Source organism: Paenibacillus sp. GCM10023252 (assembly GCF_042653305.1).
Lineage (GTDB): Bacteria > Bacillota > Bacilli > Paenibacillales > Paenibacillaceae > Pristimantibacillus.
This window is the reverse complement of sequence record NZ_JBHSHW010000043.1, coordinates 42,726-66,723: the sequence shown is the minus strand read 5'-3', so window position 1 is coordinate 66,723 and position 23,998 is coordinate 42,726. Positions and strand designations below refer to the sequence as shown.

Genomic DNA, 23,998 nt, shown 5'->3' with positions numbered 1-23,998 from the left:
ACCCCTTCTGCTTAAGCGTGCTTAGCATCATGCAGCTGCTTATCCAGATCGGCTGTCATGACAGCCATCTGATCTTCACTATAATGGAATAACTCCTTCATGATCCGAAGCACCGCTTCCTTCCAACGATGTACCCAATCAATATCGAAGAATAACGCCCCGGTACGGCGGACGAAGAAGTCTACCGGCTTCACAACCATCTCTTCCTCAATTGCGTACATTAAGGATGCATAGACATAGGAGGGCAGTTCATAGGCAGAGGCAGCCTGTTCCGATTGTAGTATCCTCGAATAGACAGCCTTCACATTCGTACCGTATCTCGTAGTGAGCTGCTGGGCAACTGCAGTGCTTAACCCTAGTCTAACACCTTCTGCCGTCATCTGTGTAACGAACTCAGGGAATGCTGCAGAACCTCCGAAGTCTCCTCCTGACAGAGCCATCGTCTTCGTACGGCTGGACGGATATGAGCGCCCGGTCTCCTGCTGCAGCTTGCCGGCAATCAGATTCGTCACCGTCTCCCCCATCTTCCGATAGCCCGTAAGCTTGCCTCCTGCAATCGTCAGCAGACCGGACGGAGAGTGGAAGATCTCATCCTTGCGGGATATCTCTGACGGCGACTTGCCTTCCTGATAGATGAGCGGGCGAAGACCCGCCCAGCTTGATTCCACATCATCAGCCGACAGCTTAAGGCTCGGGAAGATGTCATTGGCCGCGCGAAGGACGTAATCCCGATCTTCCGCCGTCATCGTAGGGTATGCAATATCTGCCGTGTAGTCGGTATCAGTCGTTCCAATATACGTCTTGCCATCCCGTGGGATAGCGAATACCATACGCCCGTCTGGCGTATCGAAGTAGATGGCCTGGCGCAGCGGGAATCTCTCCCCATCGAATACGAGATGCACGCCCTTCGTTAGTCGCAGCGCCTTGCCATTCTTCGACTTATCAAGCTCGCGAAGCGTATCGACCCAAGGACCAGTTGCATTCACAATATGGCGTGCACGGATCGTATAAGTCTGACCTGTTATCGTATCCACAGCTTCTACCCCGACAGCCTTGCCGTTCTCATAGACGAACTGGTTCGCCTTCGTGTAGTTGACCGCCTTCACACCGGCTTCAACAGCCTTCTTCATTACTTCAATCGTTAGGCGTGCATCATCTGTCCGATACTCGACGTAGTAGCCTCCGCCCTTCAAGTTGTCCTGCTTCAGCAGCGGCTCCCGGCGCAGCGTCTCCTCACGGGTAAGCATCTTGCGGCGCTCTCCCCGCTTCACACCGGCAAGGAAGTCGTAGACGCGCAGACCAATCGAGGTAGAGAACGCCCCGAATGTTCCTCCTTTGTAGAACGGAAGCAGCATCCACTCCGGCGTCGTCACATGCGCTGCATTCTCGTAGACAACGGCGCGTTCCTTGCCCACCTCTGCGACCATCTTCACCTCGAACTGCTTCAAGTAGCGAAGGCCTCCGTGCACCAGCTTCGTGGAACGGCTGGATGTGCCTGCGGCATAATCCTGCATCTCAATGAGAGCTGTAGACATTCCACGAGTCTGCGCATCAAGCGCGATACCGGCCCCGGTAATGCCTCCTCCAATAACTAAGACATCGAATACCTCCTCCTTCATTGCGTGCAGCAGCTCATTCCTTCTTAATCCTGAGAATGATATGGACATGATAACTTCCCCCTTCAATAGTTGTTCGTATTATTACCTGGATACAGGTGAAAAACACCACAAACATCCCTGGCCGCTCATTATGCGGCAGGTCTGCTGCGGTGTCTCCGAATCTCCAACCTGTGCTATTAACTTGTTAGGTTACGCCGAATTGCATCTACTCTATTCTATGCTTCCCGAGCGTGTCTGGAACTTGCCGCTTCTACGGCTTGAATACCATAGCTGCCTGCACAGCTCTCTGCCAGCCTTGATACAGACCAGCACGCTCTTGCTCAGGCATAACCGGCTCATACGCACGTCCGGCTTGCCACTTCGAAGCAATCTCGTTCTTGTCCTTCCAATAGCCGGTTGCAAGACCCGCTAAGTAAGCCGCGCCAAGCGCAGTCGTCTCATTAATGACCGGACGCTCTACCTTCACGCCCAGCAAGTCAGACTGGAACTGCATCAGCAGATTGTTGCGCACAACACCGCCATCGACTCGAAGGGTCTTCAGCGGAAGGCCGGATTCCTGTTCCATCACATCCAGCACATCCTTCGTCTGATAAGCCAGAGCATCCAGAGTAGCCCTAATCAGATGCTCCTTCTTCGTTCCGCGTGTGAGGCCGAATATGGCTCCTCTCACCTCACTGTCCCAATACGGCGTACCCAATCCTACGAAGGCAGGAACGACGTATACCCCTTCAGAGCCGGACACCTTCTCTGCATATCCTTCGCTCTCCTGAGCTGTTCTAATCATACGCAGTCCGTCTCGCAGCCATTGAATGGCCGAACCAGCGACGAATACGCTGCCTTCGAGAGCGTACTCTACCTTGCCGTCTATCCCCCAGGCTATGGTCGTGAGCAGCCCATTCTTCGACCGAATCGCTTGATCTCCTGTATTCATTAACATGAAGCAGCCTGTGCCGTAAGTGTTCTTCACCATGCCCTTCTCGAAGCAGGTCTGGCCGAACAGTGCCGCTTGCTGATCACCGGCTGCGCCGGCAATTGGAACCTCGTGGTCGAAGAAGTGATGCTTCACCGTATGGCCGTATACCTCTGAGGAAGGACGCACCTCGGGCAGCATCGAAGCTGGTACGCCTAGAATGTCGAGCAGCTCCTCATCCCAGCGAAGCTCATGAATGTTGTACATCAAGGTACGCGAAGCATTGGAGTAATCCGTCACATGAACGGCCCCTCCCGTCAGCTTCCAGATGAGCCAGCTGTCGATGGTGCCGAATAGCAGCTCACCGCGTTCAGCTTGTGCGCGAGCACCCTCTACATGATCTAGTATCCACTTCAGCTTCGTACCGGAGAAGTAGGCATCAATCAATAGCCCTGTTCGGTCACGGAACAGATCGGAGTGACCTGCCGCCTTAAGCTCCTCGCAGATGTCGGCTGTCTGTCTAGACTGCCACACTATGGCATTGTAGACCGGTCTGCCCGTCACCTTGTCCCAGACAACTGTCGTCTCCCGCTGGTTCGTAATGCCGATGGCAGCAATCTGTTCTGCTCCGATATTCGCCTCAGACAGGGCGGATGTCATCACATCCAGCACGGATACCCAGATCTCGTTCGCATTATGCTCGACCCAGCCAGGCTTCGGGAAGTGCTGCTGAATCTCATGCTGGGCTGCCGTCACGATCGAGCCTTCGGAATCGAAGATCATCGCGCGTGAGCTGGTCGTGCCTTGGTCAATTGCCAGTATATAGGTCGACTTCATCTATAGGCCTCCTCTTCCTGTACATCAACATCAACAAAAAAGGAGATCACGACCAAATTACCCTCCATATGGAAAGCAACCTGTGTGATTCTCCTCATTCTCCGTCACGTTATTAACTTATCTTCTATAGTAGCAACTTCGCCAGCTGAAGTCAATGAACCGCAGCAACTCCTCGGATGATTATGAGACAACCCCTTTCCGATAGGATGAAGATTCAATTAACTGCTGCAGCTTGCTCTCATACTCGTCCGCATCCAGAGGCAGAGTAATCATCTTGCGGTTGAAGGAAGACAGCATGATGCCGTTAGCAAGCGCTACACTGCCTATTCCTTCTGCACCTTGTGCAATTAATTCTCCTCCCCCTTGGAGGATAGCCTTCACGAACGCTTCCGTCACAACGACATGGCCCGAAGCAGCCTTCTGGTTGAATTCGATTGGGATGCGCCAATTCTCCACTCGTCCGAATGCTTCCTTGGATTCCTGCAAGTAAGTCAGCATGGAGGAGCGATTACGGAAGAATGTAATCTCGTTATTCTCCAGGACAAGCTTGCCATGTTCTCCGACGATCTCCAGACGGTTCGTCCCCGGGCTCTCTCCTGTCGTTACGATGAGATGGCCGATCATGCCGTTATCATGCTCGAAGTAAGCCGTCACTTCGTCCTCCACTTCAATATGATGGTACTTGCCAAGCTGAGCATGCCCTTGTATGTTCGCTGGCATTCCGAGCAGCCATTGATACATATCAAGCGTGTGCGGACACTGATTCGTCAGGATTCCGCCTCCCTCGCCTGCCCAGGTTGCACGCCAATCTCCCCCGTCGTAGTACGTCTGCGTCCGGAACCAATCCGTGTGAATCCAGGTCGCTCTAGTCAATCGGCCGAGCTCGCCTGCGTCCAGCAGCTCCTTCAGCTTGCGATAGTGGGGATACGTTCTCTCTTGGAACATGAGGCCGAACTGCAAGCCTGGGTACTTCTTACGGCTCTCCTCATAAGCGTTAATCGTATGATTAGCTTCATTCACATGCACCGCCAGCGGCTTCTCGCACAGCACATGAATGCCACGCTTGAAGGCATCCTCGCAGATTGCAGGATGAGCATAATGCGGCACCGCTACGATGACGGCTTCCAGTCCCGATTGCTCCAGCAGGTCAATATGATTCGTATAAGCGGTTGTTTTCTGCTCAGACGCAATCTTCTCCGCCTGTTCCTTGAATGCATCGCATACACCAACTAGCGTGACATCGGGCATCGTGCTTAAGTACTGAATATGATGCCTGCCAATATTGCCGAGGCCAATGAGACCAATCTTCAGCTTGCGCTTCTCTGTCATCCTCTTCATTCATCCTCTCGCGGGTCTACTATTCTGTTCCTCATGAGAGTCATTGTATACTATAGTCAAGTTCATAACCTTGAGAATATTGCTCTATATCTAGCTAATATTGACCTATATAGGCCAGAGGTGACTGCGAGATGTATGATCTCATGAATGATTACCCCAACCCAAAAAAAAGCCCCTCACCAATAAATCGTGAAGGGGGCTTTGCCGCTGACGTCGATAGGGAGCGACTTAGAAGATATTCCTGCTGCTGCGCTTGTTACGATATCCTTCTGTAGATTAATGCTGGGCAGTTCCATCGTGCGGGTTGCTCGAAGCAAGAACTTAGGCTCCCCTTCCACTGGGAAGGTCAGACTTCCTCCAGCCTTGCCGTTGTTCGCTGCTACCGCTTCTCTAGCAGCTGCTTCAATCTTGCGAGATTCCTGTCGGATGACATCATATAACAGGTCCCCATTCTTCCTCGGCGTGAATTGGTCCGCGAAGAATGGCTCCTTCGTGAGGAGCTGCCAATGCTCTCTCTTATCGAACTCATCATCCTTAATCAATTGAAGCAGCTCCGAATCTTCAATTAGATCCTCAAGCTTAATCGAAGGATTAACAGGAAGCAGTGGAATCCCGGGGATCGCAGGCTCTAGCAGACCGATATACTTCAATCGGAATTGAAGCACCTCGTCCTCTGCCTTATCCTGCATCGCTTCCTCATACTCGTCCTTGATCTTCTGCACAGCTGTCAACGAGGCGGCATCCGCAATATTCTGAGCCTGTCTCTTCTCAATGAACACGGTAAAAAAATAAAACAAATACACGCTCAAAACGATGACAAGCGCAAGGGTGCCGATCGCCAGCAGCGACATGCTGCCCCGTTCATTCCTTATGACCGTGACTAAATCTCGCCGATTGGATGCTGTCTTCACCTGCTTGCTATTCCTCCTGCTTGCTGTAGGACACAATCCACTGAGCTGCTTCTGCCCGCGTAACCGCACCCTGCGGACTCAGCTTCGGCGTCTTGCCGAATACAGAGACATAGGACTTATCCTCATCGGTTAGATATTTATCCACCGCACGGATGAACAGATCGCCTACCTTGCCGCCATCACTATAAGGCTTCAAGCTCAGCTCTGCCGAAGCGATCGGAATGATTGGATCAATGACGCTGTCGGCACTCTGATACCAGCCCCACAACAGGCACAGCTCTTCCCGAGTCAGCTCTTTATCCAGTTTCATGGATCCGTCTGGGAAGCCCGTAATGACGCCCGCTTGATGCAAGCCTTCAATCAGCTCGTAATCGGCATGATCCGGAGGAACATCAATGAAGCTGGGGTTAGCTGGTTTGTACGGCTTGATGCCTTTGTTGTCATAACCGTGCATCCAACGGATGAATTCCGATCTTGTGACCGCTTCATTCGGTCGGAAGCTAAGATCCGCACCAAGCTCCACACTTCCACTCTGGATTAGCTGCTTCATATACGTCTCCGAGGGATGGCCTGCAATATCCGCAGCTTCTACCGGATCAGGCGACGGAGCAGCTGTCTGCTCTGGCTCTTGCACCTCTGGTGAAGGAGATTGAGACGGCTCTGGAGATTCGGAAGGGGACATAGCAGGCACTTCTTCATTAGACACCTTGTCCTTCTCACCCGTACATCCGGCAAGCAGGATAACCGACATGAGGAGAGCTAGTACAACGTTAATGGTTCTTCTGTGCAATTACTCATTCACTCCCTTCTTGTAAGCAGAAGCTAATTCAGATACCTCCATGCTGCGATGAGGATGCCGGCAGCAGCAACTAAGCCAATCCTCAGGTTATAGGCTCTCCGTGTATCAGCATCAGCCTTCAGATACATAGCCAGCAGCAGAATAAGACCCGGTATATAGACCGCAATCAGTATGATAACGGCCGTTGAGTAGCTTACGTAATCATGATCACCAGCCAAGTAACTAAGGAGAAGGAAGACAACTGCGAATAGTCCGGTATTCCACCATACTCCACGAAGCAGCTGTTTATCATCGAGTGCACGAATTTTTCTCAGCATTCTATCCCTTCCCTAATCCGAATTTGTCTTTGACTGGCTCTTCAACCACTTTCTCTGTTACCTTTTCAATGATTTTCTGCTGGTTTTCCATTTTAGTGAGCTTTTCCTGATTCTCAAGAAGTTGATTGTATTGATTCTGGGTAACCTGATGTCCGTCTTGACCCCAGTGATGAACGGAATTAGGGTTCGCTCCATCATAGATTAATCGGCTTCTAATATCCGTAAACACGCAAATAATTAATAGAATAGAGAGTAATTGAATCATTCCGAATTGTGCATGAATAAGCATCACCTGCATAACATAAATTACCATTTAATGTATGTATTCCAACTATTGAGCATTCCCTTTGAGAAGGATACTCTATTTTCTTCAAATGGTAAATGTAGATTAGCTCATTGTGAGAAGACTCTAATCTTCTTCTAATAAATCAAAGATCCGCAAGGTCAGAACGACCTTGCGGATCTGTATAATGATGCCTATCTCGCTCTGCCAAGGAAGCGCCAGAAGTTCTGATTCAGCAGATCATCCAGATCACGCTGAATCTCCTCTTCTGTCACCTTCCAGCCGCTGTCCCACAGGCGTTCGTACTTGTCAGCAAGCACACGGCCGATAATGCGGCGGGAATGCTCCCACTTGTAGATGAGCTGCTCGAAGACGCGGCAGTCTGAATGCTGCGGGATGACCGAGGTTCCCAGCAGCTCGATCCGGAAGCGGGTCATCTCCTCCACCATCGACTCGATGTGAAGGAACCACCAGCAGCCGAATACCATCAAGTTGCGGAACTTGCGGGCTAGGACGGCCAGCTCATGCTGATTCTCCCGGGCCAGCATCGTAAGGAGGAACTTCTGCTCGGGGTAACGGCGGCACAACGCTTCGACGGACGCGACATCCGAGCGCATGCTCATATCCCCCGCCAGGCGAAGCTCAGGATTAACCCGCCTGCGCACGCCAATCATCAGGGCGAATGGAATGCCGCTCGCCTGACAGACCGGAATCATCGCATCATCAATCATGCGAGTCCGGTGATCCTGAGCGGGGTACACGAAGTCCCCTGGCATCGATACCGCAAGATACAAGGCATCCATGCGGCCAATCCATTCCCCCAGGAACCGCTTAACCTCCGTCACGGTCCCCTCCGTCCAAGCCTCTTCCACCTCATAGCCAAGCGACTTCATCTCACGCACAGCGAATGGCCAGTCGTTAAGGAGCGAATCTACCCGGAGTGCTGCGGAGAATCGAGCATCTCCCTTCCCTCCTCCTGACAACCATACTTCACGTTCCACCTTGTCAAAAGGATCATTCGTCATCAGGATGTGTTCCACCCCCGAGACCTGCATAACGGCATCGATCTGCTGCTCCGTCGTCCGCGACGCAAGCGCCTGACGGTAATCGTCCAGATTGCGCGAAGAGACGTCCAGACCCAGTCTCTCAAGGATGGTGATGAACCCGCTGGCGGCTTCACTTACCGGAGAATGTTCGATGAACAGCTTATTCCAGATCCAATCGGCCTGCTCCCGCTTCGACATCGCCCAGAACTCCTCATAAGTTCCCTCTGACCAGCGGAACGATTCTGAGATGAGGTAGTGATAGGTAAGTAATTCATCAATGCCCCACAGCATGAGCTCCCCGAACTCCGCCGCATACAGATGCGTATGCATATCGGTTACCTTGGTCGACATCGCCAGCTCTTCGGTTATGCGGCGAAGCTCAGCCTTCGTCTGAATCGCGCCGCCCGCACCTGTCCGAGTATTCACCTGTGCACTTGTCATATCGTCATCGCTCCGAACCCGCCGTCTACGCGGATTATTGATCCCGTAACGAAGCCTGAGGCTGCGTCCGAGGCTAGATAGATCGCTGCACCCTGCAGCTCCCGTGCCTCACCGAACCGGCGCATCGGGGTGTGGTTCAAGATGGACTCTGTCCGCTCCGGCGACAGAATCTTCCGATTCTGCTCTGCAGGGAAGAAGCCCGGAATAATCGCGTTCACTCTTACGCCGCTTGGTGCGAATTCCCTCGCGAGGAACTGCGTCACATTGTTCACAGCAGCCTTGGAAGCTGAGTAAGTGAACACACGGGAGAGCGGAGGATCCGAGGATACCGAGGAGATATTAATGATGCTTCCGCCTCTGCCGCTCTCGGTCATCTGCTTGCCGAAGATCTGGCAGGCAAGGACGACGCTTTTCAAGTTGACATCCATAATCCCGTCCCACTCCTCCTCCGTAATCTCGAAGAATGGAGTCGCACTGTTCTTGCCAGGACAATTCATCAGAATATCAACACTTCCGCTCCAATCCAGCACTTCTGCGAGGACCCTCTTCAGATCATCCGCCGACGTCGCATCGGCAGCGAAGCACCGGCTCTCTGCACCAGGCGCTGCCTCGGCAATCCTAGAGCACACCGCTGCCGCAGTCTCCTGATTCCTTCCCACAATGGCCACCTTAGCTCCATGCCCCGCAAGTCCAACGGCCATCTCGCCGCCGAGCGTGCTGTTGCCGCCAATGATGACAGCTGTCTTCCCGCTTAAGTCGAATAAGTTCATCTTCCTAGCTTCCTCCTCTACTTGGTCAAGTTCCCCTGCGCATCGAACGTCCACTCATAGGGCTCACTGCTTAGCACTTCAATCCCGGTATGCAGCTTCGCCGCTTCCAGCAGATTCACGGATATCTCAATCTCGCCTAGATGCAGCGTGTCCTTGATCCGCACCAGCTTGCAGGTCGTATAGTCAAGAATATTGCAAGTCTTCACCGCAGCCTGGATGGCCAGCCGGTCATTCGCCAGCGTGGTCGCGATCTTCGTCGGCGCACACACCGTAGAGGTGAGCCCGTTCGCATACATCGTCGCTAGATCCGTCCCATCAACCAGGCGCTGCGTTGTAAAATCAGCCGTCCCAATCCCGTTGGCATTGCCCTTCGTCTCCGGCGTCAGGTCGAGGATGACCATCTTGCTCACATCCGGTCCTCCCGTTGCATAGGGAGTCGGGTAACGTCCGGTAACGTTCGGATCCATGCCGTCTCCGCTTATGTTCTTGCCGATGTAGTCAATGACCAGCACATCAATCTGATCGAACAGCAGCTTCGGCATATTCGCCTTCGCCATCTCCAGCAGCACCATCTCGCGCTCCTCGAGAATGTCAGGGGTAAGAATCTCCACGTGCCGAGTCTGGTCATAGGCATTCTCTACGACCGCTACCCCGTAAGCGACAGGCAGCTTCTCTAACATCATCCTGGCCATGAGCGGGACATTGACCGCCATGTACTTGAAGCCAAGCTGGTGACAAGCCTCCGCGCCCTTCTGCTTGCCTAGGCCTATCGCCAGCATCTTCATAATGCCGCTCTCGATCGCACCGCGGAATGCGGTATGCGGCTTGATGCGATTGATGACGACGATCGCGTCTGCTTCATAGGCGAAGCGGTCAACGTACACAGGTAGTCCATTGTCCAGCTTCCCGATCTCGACTACCTCCATCGTAGAGCGGATCGGTGCTCCGACTGTCTCTTCGGTTATGCCTAGGTGAGCGAGCACCTCGGCTTGCCCTTCAGCGGATGCGCCGCCATGGCTGCCCATGCTCGGGACGATGAAGGGCTGGCCGCCTGCTGCCTTAATTGCTACGATTGTCTCACGGGTCAACTCGGCAATGTTCGCCACGCCTCGACTGCCAACCGCTACCGCAACCTGTTGCCCTGGACGGATAGCCTGGGCCGCCTTCGGTTGAGCGAGGGTCTCGCGCAGTGCGCCGGCGGGGTCCGCCAGCTGAGTGTCATCGAATTGCTGCCTTATCTTAACCATAGGGGGAATCGGAATGTCCTTCAGAAGCTGTGTCAATATATCCATCGCTCTGGCTCCTTCGCAAGTACTACTCTTATCGTAGCATCCGGCGGCTCCGCTTGCTGTCTTCCCGTGAGACTGTTCCAGGTTGTGATTTATATGTGGTTGGTGTATGTAAGCGTACTACATGATACAATAGAGGCAGCTTAAGTCTACTAGCGGAGGAATGTCAGATGAGCCAGAGCCACAGTCATAGCCATAGTCAGCTGGAACCAACCCGTAAGCCTATCGAGGCTATGTATAATACCTCGCAGATTCCGACGGACTTTCATTCTCATCTGCAGTATGAGATATATTATTTTCACAGTGGGAAGTGTAATTATCTGATTGGGGACCGCATCTTCGAGCTGAAGCCCGGCGACTTGATTCTGATGAACGGCATGACGCTGCACTGCCCTCGGGTGGATACACGCGAAGAGTACTGCCGGACGATCGTCCACTTCGAGCCTTCGTTCGTGGAAGGGCTGCTCGGACCGCCGTTCAAGCTGCCTCTGCTAGCGCCATTCGAGACCCATATGAATCAACGGCTGTCATTAAGCGAGGAGGATCGGGCACAGATTGAACCGCTGCTGGAGCGGATGTGCTTGCTGCATTCGCGCCATGACGCACTCTCCCATGACCGTCTCGTAGCGGGGCTGCTCGAGCTGCTAATGCTGATCTATGAGATTGCGGATAAGCCGCAGAGCTCGTCGGGTGCACAGCCTGGGGTTAAGCAGCAGAATGTGCAGGCACTCATCTCGTACATTGAGGAGCATTATCGCGAGGAGCTGACGCTGGAGGATCTTGCTCAGCATATGCATCTGAACAAGCATTATATTGTGAAGATTTTCAAGGAGACGACTGGCATTACCCTGTTCCATTATTTATACCAGCGGCGGGTGAATCAGGCGAAGGTGCTGTTCACCATGAATCCTGATCTGACGATTACGGAGGCGGCCTACGAGGTCGGCTTCAAGTATATCTCGCACTTCAGCCAGACGTTCAAGAAGCATACGGGCCGGTCGCCCGATGAATATCGCCGGGAGCTGCGACAATCTTATGACAAGAGTACGGGGAGGATTCGCCCATGAGCTTCAATCACCGGGAAGAGCATCTGGATGAGGGGATGCTGCTGATGCAGGCCAATCTGGATGACATGAATCCGGAGTGGACGTCGTATGTGACCGACTTGCTGCTGGAGGAAGGCGCGAATGATGTGTACTGGATCCCAATTGTTATGAAAAAAGGCCGCCCAGGCCTCATGCTGAACATCCTGACGGATGAAGCAAGGCTCAATACCATGGAGACGATCGTCTTCCGTGAGACGACGACGCTCGGGGTGCGTTACATGCCGGCGGTCTGCCACCGCCTTGGGCGAGAGATGGTGCCGGTTGAGACGAGCTGGGGGACGCTGACCGTGAAGGCCGGCTACCATAAGGGGAAGCTGGTGCAGTACGCACCGGAATTCCGGGAGTGCGAGGAAGTCGCGAAGCGCCATGGGGTGCCGCTTAAGGCCGTGTACGACGAGGTTCGCTCGAAGTTCCTTCAGATGCAGGAGCAGGAGGGGATGGGGAGAGAGGGCTGAGGCTGGGCTGAGGCTGGGCCTGGGCTGGGGCTGGGCTGGGCTGGGAAGCTGCGTTCATATTTCTGCTCCAGCCCGCCATCTGCCGTATTTAGAGGTCATTTTGACCTCTATTTCGGCTCCTCTAGCCTTCCTGGCTTCATTAGAGGTAGTTTTTACCTCTATTTCTGTTTTACGAGCCTATTTTGCTCAATTAGAGGTAGTTTTTACCTCTATTTCTGCTTTACGAGGCTGTTTTTCTCAATTAGAGGTAGTTTTTACCTCTATTTCTGCTTTACGAGGCTGTTTTGCTCAATCAGAGGTAGTTTTTACCTCTATTTATGCTCCCAACTCACCATTACCGCCGCTTGTAGAGGTTTCAGGCCCCTCCGCCCCCTGTAGCATTAACATCAGATTCTATGATGCTATTGCTGGAGGCGGATCGTGCCTCTTCAGCTCAGGAATGTACATGATTCTTGTGCTCGTGCTCGTGCTCGTGCCCGTGCCCGTGCCCGTGCCCGTGCCCGTGCCCGTGCCCGTGCCCGTGCCCATGCTCATGCTGACCCTGCTCGTGCCCATGCTCACCATGCCCATGCTCGTGCTCGTGCTCGTGCTCGTGCTCGTGCCCGTGCCCATGCCCATGCTCATGCTCGTGCCCATGCTCACCATGCCCATTCCCATGCTCACCATGCCCATTCCCATGCTCATGCCCACCATGACTATGGTCACCTTGCTCGCGCACACGCTCATGCCCATGCTCACCCTGCTCATGCTCATGCCCATGCCCATGCCCGTGCTCGTGCCGATGCTCGGCATGACCATGGCCTTCATGGCGGGGTTCGCCCAGCCGCTTCGCCCCAGCATGCGCCTGCTCCTCAGCGGCGGTGCCGACAATAACCCTCAGGACATTCGGCTGCTGCGGCAGCTCGCGGGTGCCGGCCCCATAGCCAATGGACTCGATTGTCATGGGCGGCAGACTTGCCGAGAACTCATCGACTAGTCCGGCAATGAAGCCGGCTCCAGTCGGGGTCGTCATCTCCATAGGGTAATGATTGGAGGCAGTGGGCAGCCCCTTCATCATCTCAAGCGTCGCTGGAGCAGGAATAGGATACATCCCATGCGCCATTCTGACCATCCCAGAACCGAGCGGAACCGGGGATGCGACAATTCGATCAACTCCCAGTGAATCAAGTGCAAGTGCCGCTCCCACGACATCCACAATGGAATCAATTGCCCCCACCTCGTGGAAATGCACCCGTTCCAGCGGGATTCCATGAATATGAGCTTCAGCCTTCCCAATCTGTTCGAACACAGCCAAGCTCATCCGCGCGACCCGCTCATTGAATCCGGCTTCATGAATGATTCTCACTATGGTTGAATAGTGACGATGATAGACTGGCGGCTGCGACTCGTCCAGCATCACATCGAACTTCAAGGATGAGATTCCCTTCTTCACAACACGCGACCATTCCAGCTGGTAGGGCTCCAGCTTAATTCGTGCCAGCTCCGACTCGATATATCCGCGATCCGCGCCCGCATCTACTAGAGCGGCTACCGTCATATCCCCGCTTATCCCAGAGAAACAATCTAGATATACAATTCTCATAGTCAACAATTCCTTTGCTGTGACAATATACATACTGGCTTCTGCTGTACGATATACACTACTTCTATCTGCCCCGGCTAATCAGGCTTGCATAATAACCAGCTCCGAACCCATTATCGATATTGACAACGGCTATGCCTGGAGAGCAGGCGTTCAACATCGAGAGCAGAGGGGCTACCCCGGCAAAGTTGGCTCCATAGCCGATACTGGTCGGCACAGCAACGATAGGACGTGAGACGAGCCCCCCCATCACGCTCGCAAGCGCTCCTTCCATACCAGCTGCAACTACGATAGCATCTGCTCCGCGAATGAGCTCAAGCTTAGCGAATAAACGATGAATGCCGGCAACTCCAACATCATATATTCGCTCGACACGGCATCCCATATATTCAGCTGTAACCGCTGCTTCCTCCGCAACCGGCAGATCGGATGTGCCCGCACATACGATGGCAATATAGCCGCCCTGTATAGCTGCTGCACCTGCTCCCCTTACATCCAGCTCCGGCACCTCTCCTGCTGTCCTCACTCGATCCAGCTCCGGCACCTCTCCTGCTGCCCTTACTCGATCCAGCTCCGGCACCTCTCCTGCCGTCGGCGCACTATAATTCGCATCAACCTGGCGGAGCTGCTCATGATCAGCAGCTGCGCCGGAATTCCCGAAGCGCCTCCACAGCACCGTACGAGCTGCCTCGTTATAGTCTGCCTCAGGCACCGCTTCAAGCAGGAGCTGCGCCTTGTCCCCATCGATTCTTGTCGCCAGCACCCGGTCCGAGTGCTCCATCAATCGCTTGAAGATCGCAACCACTTGCCCAGCCGTCTTGCCCTCGCCAAAAATAACCTCAGGAGAACCCGTCCGCTTCTCCCGCTCCAAATCCAGCTGTGCAAAGCCAAGATCTGCCGCAGATCTGCCTCTGCTCTCTCTGCCTGCATCGTTCTCGCGCTGTTGCAGCAGCAGCCCGGCTTCCTCGACCCCAATCAATCCATCACGAACCTGAAGCAGAATCTGCTCCATGCTTTGCTCCTTACTTAGCTCCATCGGTTTCTCTGCAGCAGCTCTTGTTGTAGGGTTAGATCTATCTATCGTCATGTGGAGGATTCAATCACTTTCCGCTTGGTCTCATCGGAGAGCACTTCATTCATACTTCCTGTCCGATACCCTTGCAAGTCTAATGTCACGTAGGTGAAGCCGAGCTGCTGGAACTTCGCATAGATCGCGTCCCTGTGCTCCACTACCTTCGCAATCTCCTCTGGCATGACTTCAATACGGGCAAGCTTCTCGTGATGCCGAACACGAACTTGATACAAGCCAAGCTTGCTAAGGAAGTACTCCCCTTCGTCCAGCTGATCAATCTTCCACTTCTCAATCTGTGTTCCGTAGGGAATGCGAGAGGACAAGCAGGCGAAGGACGGCTTATTCCATGTGGCCAGACCAAGCTCGCGAGACAGCTGACGAATCTCTTCCTTCGTCAGTCCCGCTTCCTGCAGCGTACTGCGCACCCCTTGCTCATTCTTCGCCTGCAAGCCCGGTCTATAGTCCCCTAGGTCGTCAACATTCGATCCATCAAGTATGTACGGATAACCTTGCTGCGCAGCGAGCGTCTTCAGGTGAGAATAGAGTCCTGTCTTGCAATGGTAGCAGCGGTCAGGATTGTTGGCGACGAAGCTCGCATTATCAAGCTCCTTCACCTCTGTCTTAAGCAGCTCTACCCCCATCTCTTCCGCAAGGGCTACCGCTGCGTCGAATTCGCGGGAAGGGAATGTCTCGGATGCCGCAGTGACAGCCAGCACCTGATCTCCCAGCTCCTGCTGCGCACGCTTCAGGACGAACGTGCTGTCCACGCCTCCTGAGAAGGCAACCATCACTCGGCCCATCCCACGCAGGATGTCACCGAGCGCGCGGTCTCGATCTCTTGTTACTGCACTTATATCCTGTGCACCGTCTCTATCTCTTGTTACTGAACGGATTATCTCCACCCTCGCACCTCCAGCCATGCCATTTTGAATGCGGTTCCCATATAAGCAACGGCACATGAACGAGCAGAATCTCCCGCTCTATCATCCATTGATTACAGATGATAGGCTTCTTCGTTCCCCTCGTCAAGTGACTTATGTGACTTTATGTGATTAGGCTGTGCTCCGCAATGAGATCCATCTTCAGCTTCCACAGCGACTCGCTAAGATGTACGCCATAGCTCTCAGGGTTCAGCTTGCGCAGATGCTCGGGATAGAACAGGCTCAGCTGCGAACGATGGTAAGCCCGAGCTTCATCCAGTGAAGGCAGCTCATACAGCTGATGCCCATTCACGAACACAGGCCCCAGCAGCGGCACCGCCTCATAGTCAGTCACCGTTCTGCGCAGGTAGGGATGAACCGGGTCGAACAGCTCTAGCGGGGCTCCACTCAAGACGTTATCCTCCTGCCCAAGCGTCATATAGTCCCCCACCGCCATTCCGCTTCTCTTGTCTATGATCCGGTACAGCTCCTTGAAGCCCGGCGTCGTCACCTTCTCGGGGTTGCCAGATATCTTAATGACCGGCACCAGCTCCCCGTCCTTCTCCCTAGCCACGAGCTTATACACCCCGCCCAGCGAAGGCTGGTCCGCCGCCGTAATGAGCTTCGTCCCCACTCCCCATGAATCGATGCGAGCCCCTTGAGCCTTAAGGTTGAAAATAATCGCTTCATCCAGATCATTGGATGCCACGATCAACACATCCGGAAAGCCCGCTTCATCAAGCTGCTTGCGCGCTTGCTTGGATAAGTAAGCCAAGTCGCCGCTGTCGAGCCGTATCGCCTTCAGCTCCTTGCCCCGCTCACGAAGCTGCTTCGCGACTCGAATTGCATTCGGCACCCCGCTTCGCAGCGTATCATACGTGTCCACCAGCAGGGTAACCTGGTCGGACAACGCCTCACTATACAGACGGAATGCCTCCTCCTCCGTATCATGTCCCTGAACCCAGGAATGAGCATGAGTGCCCTGTGTCGGAATGCCGAACCGCATGCCTGCCCTCATATTCGAGGTGGCGTCGAATCCAGCCAGGTAAGCAGCCCGCGCCCCCCATATAGCTGCATCCGCTTCCTGTGCTCGCCTTGTGCCGAATTCCAGCAGCCGATCCTCTCCTGCTGCTTGCTTCACACGAGACGCCTTAGTCGCAATTAATGTCTGATAGTTCACCATATTGAGCAAGGCTGTCTCGATGAATTGTGCTTCGAACACCCGGGCTTCAACTCGGATGAACGGCTCGTTCGGGAACACGAGCGTCCCCTCCGGCACAGCATCCAGATTGCCGGTGAAGGATAAGCTCTTCAGCTCCTCCAGGAAGCCCTCGGCATACTGCTCCTCTTGGCTGCGGAGGTAATCCAGCTCCGGTTCACCGAACTTCAGCCCCCTTATATAAGCGATGATGCGCTCTAGCCCAGCGGCGACCGCATACCCATTCCCGAAGGGAAGCTTGCGGAAGTATACTTCGAATACGGCTCTATCATGAAGAGAACCATGAACCCAATGGGCATACATCATATTGATCTGATACTTATCTGTATGTAGAGTCAGATTGTCCAACGATTCGCACTCCCTTGTATAGACTAGCACTCCCTTAGACTTCCCCTGATTCCATCCAATTAAAAATTAAAAAGAGCCTGCCCTTGAGCAAGCTCCGCGATATCGAGTACACTAGATTAAGACTCACTAGCTTCACAAGCAACGATTAAGGGAGGACATGACTATGTCACAGAGCAAGACCCGCAAGGCTAGGCAGAAGCTCGCCCGGCAAGGCAAGCTTACCCCGGACACCCATCGCGGACAGTGGAACGGCGTACATCCCGTCACTCGCACAACCCCTACGCTGCAGCAGCGCAAGCAGCAGCTTCATACCAAGTACCGAAGGAATCTGGTGAACGACAGCCATGATTCCTTCTCTCTTATCAACCCCCCGTTACTTCTCTCCTGTTCGTAGCTCCATCGTTACCGTCGTTCCCGCTCCCGGCTTGCTGTCGTAATGAATTGCCCCTTCATGGGCCTGAACAATTCGGTGGCAGATCATCAGTCCCAGCCCCGTTCCGCCTTCCTTCGTGGTGAAGAACGGATCTCCCAGTCTCTCCAGCTGTTCCTCTTCAATGCCAATCCCTTCATCACTTATCGTAACGATTACATAGTCTGGTTCAGAATAACCTAGCTTAATCGTGACACTCCCACCATCGGGCATAGCTTCTACCGCATTGCGCAGCAGATTAATGAACACCTGCTTCAACTGATTACGGTCACACCATACCGGAATAGCTCTGCTAGCAGTCTCGGTTGTAATCTGTACATTCTGAATGATGGCCTGCGGCTCGACCAGCGTAACGACACTATCTACAATACCGATTAGATCTACGTGCTCGAATTGGTTCACTTGGGGCTTAGCGAGCGCCATGAACTCCTGAACAATATTGTTAATCCGGTCCAATTCAGTCAGCATGATATCGAAGTACTGGTCATAGCCCTGCACCTTGGACTTCAGGAATTGCGAGAATCCCTTAAGGGAAGTCAGAGGATTTCGAATCTCATGGGCGATGCCGGCTGCCATCTGACCCGCAATCGACAGCTTCTCGGATCGGATGAGCGCCTCCTCTGACCGCTTGCGCTGCGTAATGTCCCGGAACACCGTTTGAACGACCATTTTCCTTCCTAGGAATTGATGGATACGAATGCTTGAAGCTTCCACTTCGATGACCTGTCCATCCAGCCTAATCATCTTCATCTCTTGGAAGTCAACCGGATCATCAGACATCAGAACCTGCCGGACCCGTTGTCTGGCCAGGAGCTGATAATCTTGATGAATGAGAGTGGATGAGCACATCTGATTAAGCTGATCGGGATGCTTCGCTCCAAGCAGCTTCAGCGCAGCATTATTGACATATATAATCTCTTCTCCATCATGCACGAATATAGGCTCCGGGAGATACTTGATTAGCCGCTGATAACGCAGATCATTCTCTCTCAGCAGCTCATCAGCACGAACCTTACTGGACACATCCAGCAAGGTGCCGATCAGCGCAGGACTGCCTCGGTAATGGATAAGTGAGCCTTGTGTCTCATAATAGAATACACTTCTATCCTTGCGAAGCCCTCGGACCCAATAGGGGGCTCGCTCCTTTTGGCCTCTCAATCGATTATCTGTCTCATTCCCCAGCAAGCCTCTATCTTCAGGATGAACCAGCTCAAGCGGATCCATATGAAGCAATTCTTCCCGTTTATAGCCGAACATCTCTTCCACTCTGGCATTTACATATATAATTTTATTTTTTCGAACGAGATACACGCCAGTCAGCGATTCTTCGAGGAGCGGCAGCAGATGCTTCCGAGCAAGTGACCCCCATTCTTCATCTTGCAGGTCATTGCGTCTCAATCGATACTGGCTCGCTAATCGACCGTTAATATAGCTGATTCGTTGTCTCATAGAATCCCCCGGGCCTGATGACATACTGACTACTACAGAATATACGATGAGCCCTAGTCTTTCTTTGGTCTAAAGTCCCATTTCTACCGTTCGTACTCAGAATTAACATGGGTCAAGATGGCAGCTGTCCTTATAAATTCCGCCATGCGGGACAAGCTAACTTCGTCTATAGCTCATGAAGAGAGGGTGAAAATAACAATGACGTTACAATACGAACCAGTCGTCGTCCTGCTGAACGGAGCAGGCTGCGAGGTCGGCAAGGTTAGTGCTCTGCAGTTCGCAGCGGACGGTGCCCATGTCATTCTATGCGACCAAGAGTCAGACATGCTCGCAAGCATTGTTCAGAGCATTCATGATCAAGGCGGTCAAGCGACCGTATACTTCACCGATGTTACATCTCCGCTTGAGGTCGCACAGATGGTCAATCAGATTCGGGAGGAGCATGGCAGCATCGACATCCTCGTCAATAACCTGACCAACCATGTGAAGCGGGCAAGCAAGGAGCAGTCCTTCGAATATTACACTCAGTTCTTCGAGGACTTGCTGGATAGTGTGGCGAATGTGACAAGCGAAGTGCTTCCGCTCATGCGCGCACGCAATTATGGCCGCATCATCCAGGTGCTGCCGGGCGTCATCCACGTCGGTGAGAATGGATTCCCGGCATACGCCGCTGCCCAGTCAGCCATTCATAAGATTACCTATGAGACCGCTATGCAAGAATCGTCCAGCGGCCATAATATTGTAGCGAGCATTCTGAATCCAGGTGTAATCCTAACTGAACTGAATCCCTTCTTCGGAGAGGAACCCTCGTCGATCCTGCCGTTGCTTAGAACCTTGGCGACGCTCCCTAGCGGAGCACCAACCGGACGGATGCATACCGCCAATATTATGGACCATCAGGGACAGATCTACGAGGATCAATTGTTCGATGATGAGGAAGTAGACTATATGAACGAGGAGACTTGAGGATGGATCTCCAGAGCGGAAGCTTCTATTGGCCTACGACGTTGCATGAGGCAGAGACTCCATCCTATCCTCCGCTCGCTGAAGATGCGGACTGTGATGTCCTCATTGTCGGCTGCGGAAGCAGCGGCGCTCAGTGCGCTTATTACTTAGCCGAGACTGGTCTGAAGATCATCATGGTGGACAAGCGCAAGGCAGGCATGGGCAGCACGGCAACGAATACCGCGCTCATTCAATATGCAGGAGACAAGACGTTCACCGGCCTCGTGAACAGCTTCGGAGAGAGCTGCGCTCTCAGACATCTGAAGCGCTGCGAAGAGGCTATCCAGGAGATTGAAGCGAGCTGTGCCAGCCTTCCATTCGATGCGGAATTCGTCCGCCGCGATACGCTGTACAGCGCATTCTGCGAAGAGGATGTGCCCCAGCTTCAGACGGAGTACGCCTTATTAACGAAGCACGGATTCGATGTGGAATGGTGGGAGGAGGAGCGAATAGCTTCACACTATCCTTGGCGCAGGAAGGCGGCTATCTATTACAAGAATGATGCGGAGATGAATCCCTATACGTACAATCTTGGACTGCTGGAGCATGCTCGGTCGCGAGGTGTTCGTATCTATGAGCATACCGAGATTAACGGGCATCAGTTCGAGCAGGATTATAACCTGTTCTACACGGGGGATGGCTATACGATTAAGGCTTCACATGTCATTATTGCGTCGGGCTATGAGGGGCTTGAGTTCCGAGGTGAGAAGAATGCAGTGATTACGAGCTCCTATTCGATCGTTACGGAGCCGGTAGAGGCGTTCACGGGCTGGCACGTACGAACTCTGCTGTGGGACAGCGCCCGTCCGTACATCTATGCCAGGACGACGGCTGATCGGCGCATTATAATCGGCGGTCTGGATGAGAGCACCTCATACGCTGAGCAGCGGGATGCCAAGCTGAAGCACAAGAGCGAGCTCCTACTTCAAGAGCTGGCGAAGCTGTTCCCAGCGATACCCGCCAAGATTGCATACCAGATCGCAGCCTTCTACGGAGGCACCCATGACGGACTCCCCATCATCGGACAATATGATGACTTTCCTCGGTGTTATTACCTATTCGGTTATGGCGACAACGGCACCGTATACAACATGGTCCTTGCCCGGGAGATTCGCGATCTGATTATGACGGGCAGCAGCCCATACTCCGATATCTATCTGCAGACCAGGCCCGTGCTGAATCCATAAGGAAGAGACGATTGAAGGAGGGTGCAGACCCTCCTTATTTGTCATGCGTAAGGAACAGGATATGCAAGCTTCATTGTCGAATACTGAATAGGCTTAACCTGCCCTATTAATGAAGCTTGTTAAGGAGGGATCTCCACTGCTAATGTCATTCACATTCCCTGTCTATCTCCACCTCGGCAAGCTGGCTCTGCATCCCCACTTCGTCTTCGAGTCCTTAGCCTATATGATTGGCTTCCGGCTCTACTTGTACAAGCGTATGAAGGGCAGCATGACCGCTGCTCAGGGAGGATGGGTCATTGTCGGCGCCATCCTGGGCGCCGCTGCGGGCTCCAAGCTGCTGTACTGGCTGGAAGATCCTCTCCTCACTCTGAACAGCATCGCTGAGGCCGATCTCGTCTACCTCATGAGCGGTAAGACGATCGTTGGAGGACTGCTCGGAGGACTTATCGGCGTGGAGCTAGCGAAGAAGCGAGTCGGAGTCAGCCGTTCAACCGGAGACGACATGGCAATTCCCCTTGCCATCGGTATGGCAATCGGGCGCATAGGCTGCTTCCTGACGGGACTATCCGATCACACCTATGGCACAGCTACGAGCAGCCCGCTCGGCGTAGACTTCGGCGACGGCATCATGAGGCATCCCACTCAACTCTACGAGATAGCCTTCCTTGCCTTCCTTGGCCTAGGGCTGTGGAGGCTCAAGGGAGCGGGAGCAAGGGGGAAGCTGCTCCTGCCAGACGGGGCCATCTTCCAGCTGTTCATGACCGGCTATCTCACGTTCCGGTTCGCCGTCGACTTCATTAAGCCTACTCCCCATCCTTACCTGGGACTGAACAATGTGCAGCTCGCTTGTCTGGCGGGACTTGCCTATTATGTCCTATTAATCATCAAGCAGCGGAAGCAAGTGTCAGTCGCTGCGCACAGAGAGGAAGCTGTCCATGGCTCAGAATAGGCCTTATCTCTTCTACGAATTAACGAATAGTATCTGCTCGAAGTGTATGCGCAAGGTCGAAGCGAAGGTCATCATAGAGAATGACAAGGTGTATCTGCAGAAGTATTGCGGCAGGCATGGTCGGGAGAAGGTGCTCATCGCCAGCGATGCCGCCTATTACAAGCGGTGCCGGGAGTTCCTGAAGCCGGCGGAGATGCCGCTGCATTGGAATACCCCGATTCAGTACGGCTGTCCCTATGACTGCGGTCTCTGCCCGGATCATGAGCAGCATAGCTGCCTCACCCTCATCGAGGTTACCGATCGCTGCAATCTGGAATGTCCGATCTGCTATGCGGAATCCTCCCCTCACCGGAACACGTGGCGTTCGCTTGAGCAGATCGAATTCATGCTCGATGCCATTGTGAGGAATGAAGGCGAGCCTGACATCGTTCAGATCAGCGGCGGCGAGCCGACGATTCATCCGCAGTTCTTCGAGATTCTGGACCTAGCGAAGTCGAAGCCGATTAAGCACATTATGGTCAACACCAACGGGCTGCGCATTGCGCAGGACAAGGCATTCGCCGAGCGGCTAGCCTCCTACATGCCAGGCTTCGAGATCTACCTGCAGTTCGATAGCTTCCAGGAGGAAGCACTTCGCGAGCTGCGCGGAGCTGACCTCAGAGAAGTTCGCCGCAAGGCCATCGACAATCTCAATGCTTACAATATCTCCACCACACTAGTCGTCACGTTGAAAAAAGGGCTGAACGACAGCGAGGTCGGCGACATCATCCAATACGGGCTGAAGCAGCGGGCCGTTCGAGGCGTTACCTTCCAACCGATACAAGCAGCAGGCCGTCTGGAGGACTTCGATCCAGCCGAGGATCGGCTGACGCTCAGTGAAGTTCGTCAGATGATTATTGATCAGTCCGGTGTATTCCAGCCGGAGGACATCATTCCAGTGCCCTGCCACCCAGACTGCCTCGCAATGGGCTATGCGCTCAAGCTGGGCGGAGAGACGATTCCGCTCACCGGGATGATGGATCCTCAGATTCTGCTAGAGGGCGGACGGAACACGATCGTCTTCGAGCAGGATCAGACGCTGAAGTCCCGCATCTTCGACTTATTCTCAACGGCTCACTCGCCGGCCTCCTCTGCGCTCTCGCTGAAGAACCTGCTGTGCTGCCTGCCGATGGCCGCTGTGCCCGATTCCTTAAGCTATGATAATGTGTTCCGCGTAATCATCATGCAGTTCCTCGACCCGCACAACTTCGATGTGCGGTCGGTGAAGAAGTCCTGCGTCCATATCGTTCATCCGAATGGCAAGATTATCCCGTTTGACACGTATAATTTATTTTACCGGGAAGGTAAGGAAGAGCTGCTGAACAGCCTTCGCGAGGAGATGGGAGGATTAGCATGACAGACTTGAAGAAGCCGTGGAGAGCGGTGCAGCTGTGGAAGGGAATCGGTCTCGTTGCCCTTGGGCATATGGCCATTCTACTCATCTCCATCCTGTTCGAATTCATTCCTATCCTATTCCTAGGGCTCGTCCAGATTGTGTACGTGCTGCCGCTGGCTGCCGTCTTCCACAAGGATCCAGCTATGCAGCAGGGCATCTTCCTGGCGGCTGGACTGACCTTCTTGCTGAACGCGGCCTGCTTCGGGATTGTACTAGCTAACTTCAGCTAATTCGGCTGGATCGAAGGATAATAACCCCAAGCTGGGGTTATTTGCCGCGTG

At 53.6% G+C, this 23,998-nt stretch carries 23 protein-coding genes; 8 read left to right on the top strand and 15 right to left on the bottom strand.

The features are described 5' to 3' along the window. Positions 1 to 11: 11 nt before the first annotated feature. From ACFO9Q_RS22410 to ACFO9Q_RS22365, 10 genes are all read right to left on the bottom strand, one after another. Entirely contained in the window at positions 12 to 1,667 is a 1,656-nt protein-coding gene (locus ACFO9Q_RS22410; RefSeq protein ID WP_379185799.1) for a glycerol-3-phosphate dehydrogenase/oxidase, read from the bottom strand. Between the two features lie 202 nt (positions 1,668 to 1,869). Continuing rightward, entirely contained in the window at positions 1,870 to 3,366 is a 1,497-nt protein-coding gene (gene glpK, locus ACFO9Q_RS22405) for a glycerol kinase GlpK (RefSeq protein WP_379185798.1), read from the bottom strand. 180 nt (positions 3,367 to 3,546) lie between these two features. After that, positions 3,547 to 4,695, bottom strand: coding sequence for a Gfo/Idh/MocA family protein (locus ACFO9Q_RS22400; protein ID WP_379185797.1), 1,149 nt, complete (start codon positions 4,693 to 4,695; stop codon positions 3,547 to 3,549). A gap of 185 nt (positions 4,696 to 4,880) precedes the next feature. Next, positions 4,881 to 5,615 carry a pilus assembly protein TadG-related protein gene (locus tag ACFO9Q_RS22395; protein ID WP_379185796.1) on the bottom strand — a complete coding sequence of 245 codons (735 nt, stop codon included), beginning with the start codon at positions 5,613 to 5,615 and terminating at the stop codon, positions 4,881 to 4,883. Between the two features lie 7 nt (positions 5,616 to 5,622). Next, positions 5,623 to 6,405, bottom strand: a complete 783-nt coding sequence (locus ACFO9Q_RS22390; RefSeq protein WP_379185795.1) for an S-layer homology domain-containing protein — start codon at positions 6,403 to 6,405, stop codon at positions 5,623 to 5,625. A 32-nt stretch (positions 6,406 to 6,437) separates the two neighbouring features. Beyond that, positions 6,438 to 6,731 (bottom strand): hypothetical protein, encoded by a 294-nt coding sequence (locus ACFO9Q_RS22385; protein WP_379185794.1) that lies wholly within the window; start codon positions 6,729 to 6,731, stop codon positions 6,438 to 6,440. A 1-nt stretch (position 6,732) separates the two neighbouring features. Further along, a complete protein-coding gene (locus tag ACFO9Q_RS22380) occupies positions 6,733 to 7,029 on the bottom strand; it encodes a hypothetical protein (protein WP_379185793.1) in 297 nt (98 codons plus the stop codon). A gap of 179 nt (positions 7,030 to 7,208) precedes the next feature. Beyond that, a complete protein-coding gene (locus ACFO9Q_RS22375; RefSeq protein WP_379185792.1) occupies positions 7,209 to 8,501 on the bottom strand; it encodes a glucuronate isomerase in 1,293 nt (430 codons plus the stop codon). Beyond that, entirely contained in the window at positions 8,498 to 9,271 is a 774-nt protein-coding gene (locus ACFO9Q_RS22370) for an SDR family oxidoreductase (protein WP_379185791.1), read from the bottom strand. The genes ACFO9Q_RS22375 and ACFO9Q_RS22370 overlap by 4 nt, the downstream gene beginning before the upstream one ends. 17 nt (positions 9,272 to 9,288) lie before the next feature. After that, complete coding sequence (locus ACFO9Q_RS22365; protein ID WP_379185790.1) at positions 9,289 to 10,563, bottom strand: lactate racemase domain-containing protein; 1,275 nt, start codon at positions 10,561 to 10,563, stop codon at positions 9,289 to 9,291. A 167-nt stretch (positions 10,564 to 10,730) separates the two neighbouring features. Between ACFO9Q_RS22365 and ACFO9Q_RS22360 the strand changes: the two genes are divergently transcribed. Continuing rightward, a complete protein-coding gene (locus ACFO9Q_RS22360; protein WP_379185789.1) occupies positions 10,731 to 11,627 on the top strand; it encodes a helix-turn-helix transcriptional regulator in 897 nt (298 codons plus the stop codon). Next, positions 11,624 to 12,121 carry a nickel insertion protein gene (gene larC / locus ACFO9Q_RS22355; RefSeq protein ID WP_379185788.1) on the top strand — a complete coding sequence of 166 codons (498 nt, stop codon included), beginning with the start codon at positions 11,624 to 11,626 and terminating at the stop codon, positions 12,119 to 12,121. Before ACFO9Q_RS22360 ends, larC begins: the two co-directional genes overlap by 4 nt. Before the next feature lie 433 nt (positions 12,122 to 12,554). On the opposite strand, the gene ACFO9Q_RS22350 is transcribed toward larC, so the two are convergent. The 4 genes from ACFO9Q_RS22350 to ACFO9Q_RS22335 all read right to left on the bottom strand — a co-directional run bounded on the left by ACFO9Q_RS22350 (position 12,555) and on the right by ACFO9Q_RS22335 (position 17,262). After that, positions 12,555 to 13,703, bottom strand: a complete 1,149-nt coding sequence (locus ACFO9Q_RS22350; protein ID WP_379185787.1) for a LarC family nickel insertion protein — start codon at positions 13,701 to 13,703, stop codon at positions 12,555 to 12,557. 64 nt (positions 13,704 to 13,767) lie between these two features. Continuing rightward, entirely contained in the window at positions 13,768 to 14,715 is a 948-nt protein-coding gene (gene larB / locus ACFO9Q_RS22345) for a nickel pincer cofactor biosynthesis protein LarB (RefSeq protein ID WP_379185786.1), read from the bottom strand. Between the two features lie 71 nt (positions 14,716 to 14,786). Further along, complete coding sequence (gene larE, locus ACFO9Q_RS22340; RefSeq protein ID WP_379185875.1) at positions 14,787 to 15,629, bottom strand: ATP-dependent sacrificial sulfur transferase LarE; 843 nt, start codon at positions 15,627 to 15,629, stop codon at positions 14,787 to 14,789. A 190-nt stretch (positions 15,630 to 15,819) separates the two neighbouring features. After that, the gene (locus tag ACFO9Q_RS22335; RefSeq protein ID WP_379185785.1) at positions 15,820 to 17,262 is read right to left on the bottom strand and encodes a nicotinate phosphoribosyltransferase; all 1,443 of its coding nucleotides are present in this window, start codon (positions 17,260 to 17,262) and stop codon (positions 15,820 to 15,822) included. Positions 17,263 to 17,425: 163 nt separating this feature from the next. Here ACFO9Q_RS22335 and ACFO9Q_RS22330 point away from each other — a divergent pair, with 163 nt between their 5' ends. Continuing rightward, entirely contained in the window at positions 17,426 to 17,656 is a 231-nt protein-coding gene (locus ACFO9Q_RS22330) for a hypothetical protein (protein WP_379185784.1), read from the top strand. Here the strand turns inward: ACFO9Q_RS22330 and ACFO9Q_RS22325 are convergent. Further along, on the bottom strand, positions 17,636 to 19,141 hold the full coding sequence (locus tag ACFO9Q_RS22325; RefSeq protein ID WP_379185783.1) for a PAS domain-containing sensor histidine kinase: 1,506 nt from the start codon (positions 19,139 to 19,141) through the stop codon (positions 17,636 to 17,638). The two genes, ACFO9Q_RS22330 and ACFO9Q_RS22325, sit on opposite strands and share 21 nt — an antisense overlap. Positions 19,142 to 19,339: 198 nt before the next feature. On the opposite strand from ACFO9Q_RS22325, the gene ACFO9Q_RS22320 reads away from it, so the two are divergent. From ACFO9Q_RS22320 to ACFO9Q_RS22300, 5 genes are all read left to right on the top strand, one after another. After that, positions 19,340 to 20,107 carry an SDR family NAD(P)-dependent oxidoreductase gene (locus tag ACFO9Q_RS22320; RefSeq protein WP_379185782.1) on the top strand — a complete coding sequence of 256 codons (768 nt, stop codon included), beginning with the start codon at positions 19,340 to 19,342 and terminating at the stop codon, positions 20,105 to 20,107. A 2-nt stretch (positions 20,108 to 20,109) separates the two neighbouring features. Beyond that, entirely contained in the window at positions 20,110 to 21,333 is a 1,224-nt protein-coding gene (locus ACFO9Q_RS22315) for an NAD(P)/FAD-dependent oxidoreductase (protein ID WP_379185781.1), read from the top strand. Positions 21,334 to 21,475: 142 nt separating this feature from the next. Continuing rightward, positions 21,476 to 22,282 carry a prolipoprotein diacylglyceryl transferase gene (locus tag ACFO9Q_RS22310; protein ID WP_379185780.1) on the top strand — a complete coding sequence of 269 codons (807 nt, stop codon included), beginning with the start codon at positions 21,476 to 21,478 and terminating at the stop codon, positions 22,280 to 22,282. Then, a complete protein-coding gene (locus tag ACFO9Q_RS22305; protein WP_379185779.1) occupies positions 22,269 to 23,678 on the top strand; it encodes a radical SAM protein in 1,410 nt (469 codons plus the stop codon). Before ACFO9Q_RS22310 ends, ACFO9Q_RS22305 begins: the two co-directional genes overlap by 14 nt. Next, complete coding sequence (locus ACFO9Q_RS22300; RefSeq protein WP_379185778.1) at positions 23,675 to 23,947, top strand: hypothetical protein; 273 nt, start codon at positions 23,675 to 23,677, stop codon at positions 23,945 to 23,947. The genes ACFO9Q_RS22305 and ACFO9Q_RS22300 overlap by 4 nt, the downstream gene beginning before the upstream one ends. Positions 23,948 to 23,998: the final 51 nt, after the last annotated feature.

Excerpts from the sequence above, each read along its gene's own strand:
- ACFO9Q_RS22410 (WP_379185799.1), bottom strand. The coding sequence starts at position 1,667 with ATGTCCATATCATTCTCAGGATTAAGAAGGAATGAGCTGCTGCACGCA.
- glpK (WP_379185798.1), bottom strand. The coding sequence starts at position 3,366 with ATGAAGTCGACCTATATACTGGCAATTGACCAAGGCACGACCAGCTCA.
- ACFO9Q_RS22400 (WP_379185797.1), bottom strand. The coding sequence starts at position 4,695 with ATGACAGAGAAGCGCAAGCTGAAGATTGGTCTCATTGGCCTCGGCAAT.
- ACFO9Q_RS22385 (WP_379185794.1), bottom strand. The coding sequence starts at position 6,731 with ATGCTGAGAAAAATTCGTGCACTCGATGATAAACAGCTGCTTCGTGGA.
- ACFO9Q_RS22380 (WP_379185793.1), bottom strand. The coding sequence starts at position 7,029 with ATGCAGGTGATGCTTATTCATGCACAATTCGGAATGATTCAATTACTC.
- ACFO9Q_RS22375 (WP_379185792.1), bottom strand. The coding sequence starts at position 8,501 with ATGACAAGTGCACAGGTGAATACTCGGACAGGTGCGGGCGGCGCGATT.
- ACFO9Q_RS22370 (WP_379185791.1), bottom strand. The coding sequence starts at position 9,271 with ATGAACTTATTCGACTTAAGCGGGAAGACAGCTGTCATCATTGGCGGC.
- ACFO9Q_RS22365 (WP_379185790.1), bottom strand. The coding sequence starts at position 10,563 with ATGGATATATTGACACAGCTTCTGAAGGACATTCCGATTCCCCCTATG.
- ACFO9Q_RS22360 (WP_379185789.1), top strand. The coding sequence starts at position 10,731 with ATGAGCCAGAGCCACAGTCATAGCCATAGTCAGCTGGAACCAACCCGT.
- larC (WP_379185788.1), top strand. The coding sequence starts at position 11,624 with ATGAGCTTCAATCACCGGGAAGAGCATCTGGATGAGGGGATGCTGCTG.
- ACFO9Q_RS22350 (WP_379185787.1), bottom strand. The coding sequence starts at position 13,703 with ATGAGAATTGTATATCTAGATTGTTTCTCTGGGATAAGCGGGGATATG.
- larB (WP_379185786.1), bottom strand. The coding sequence starts at position 14,715 with ATGGAGCAGATTCTGCTTCAGGTTCGTGATGGATTGATTGGGGTCGAG.
- ACFO9Q_RS22330 (WP_379185784.1), top strand. The coding sequence starts at position 17,426 with ATGTCACAGAGCAAGACCCGCAAGGCTAGGCAGAAGCTCGCCCGGCAA.
- ACFO9Q_RS22325 (WP_379185783.1), bottom strand. The coding sequence starts at position 19,141 with ATGAGACAACGAATCAGCTATATTAACGGTCGATTAGCGAGCCAGTAT.
- ACFO9Q_RS22320 (WP_379185782.1), top strand. The coding sequence starts at position 19,340 with ATGACGTTACAATACGAACCAGTCGTCGTCCTGCTGAACGGAGCAGGC.
- ACFO9Q_RS22315 (WP_379185781.1), top strand. The coding sequence starts at position 20,110 with ATGGATCTCCAGAGCGGAAGCTTCTATTGGCCTACGACGTTGCATGAG.
- ACFO9Q_RS22310 (WP_379185780.1), top strand. The coding sequence starts at position 21,476 with ATGTCATTCACATTCCCTGTCTATCTCCACCTCGGCAAGCTGGCTCTG.
- ACFO9Q_RS22305 (WP_379185779.1), top strand. The coding sequence starts at position 22,269 with ATGGCTCAGAATAGGCCTTATCTCTTCTACGAATTAACGAATAGTATC.
- ACFO9Q_RS22300 (WP_379185778.1), top strand. The coding sequence starts at position 23,675 with ATGACAGACTTGAAGAAGCCGTGGAGAGCGGTGCAGCTGTGGAAGGGA.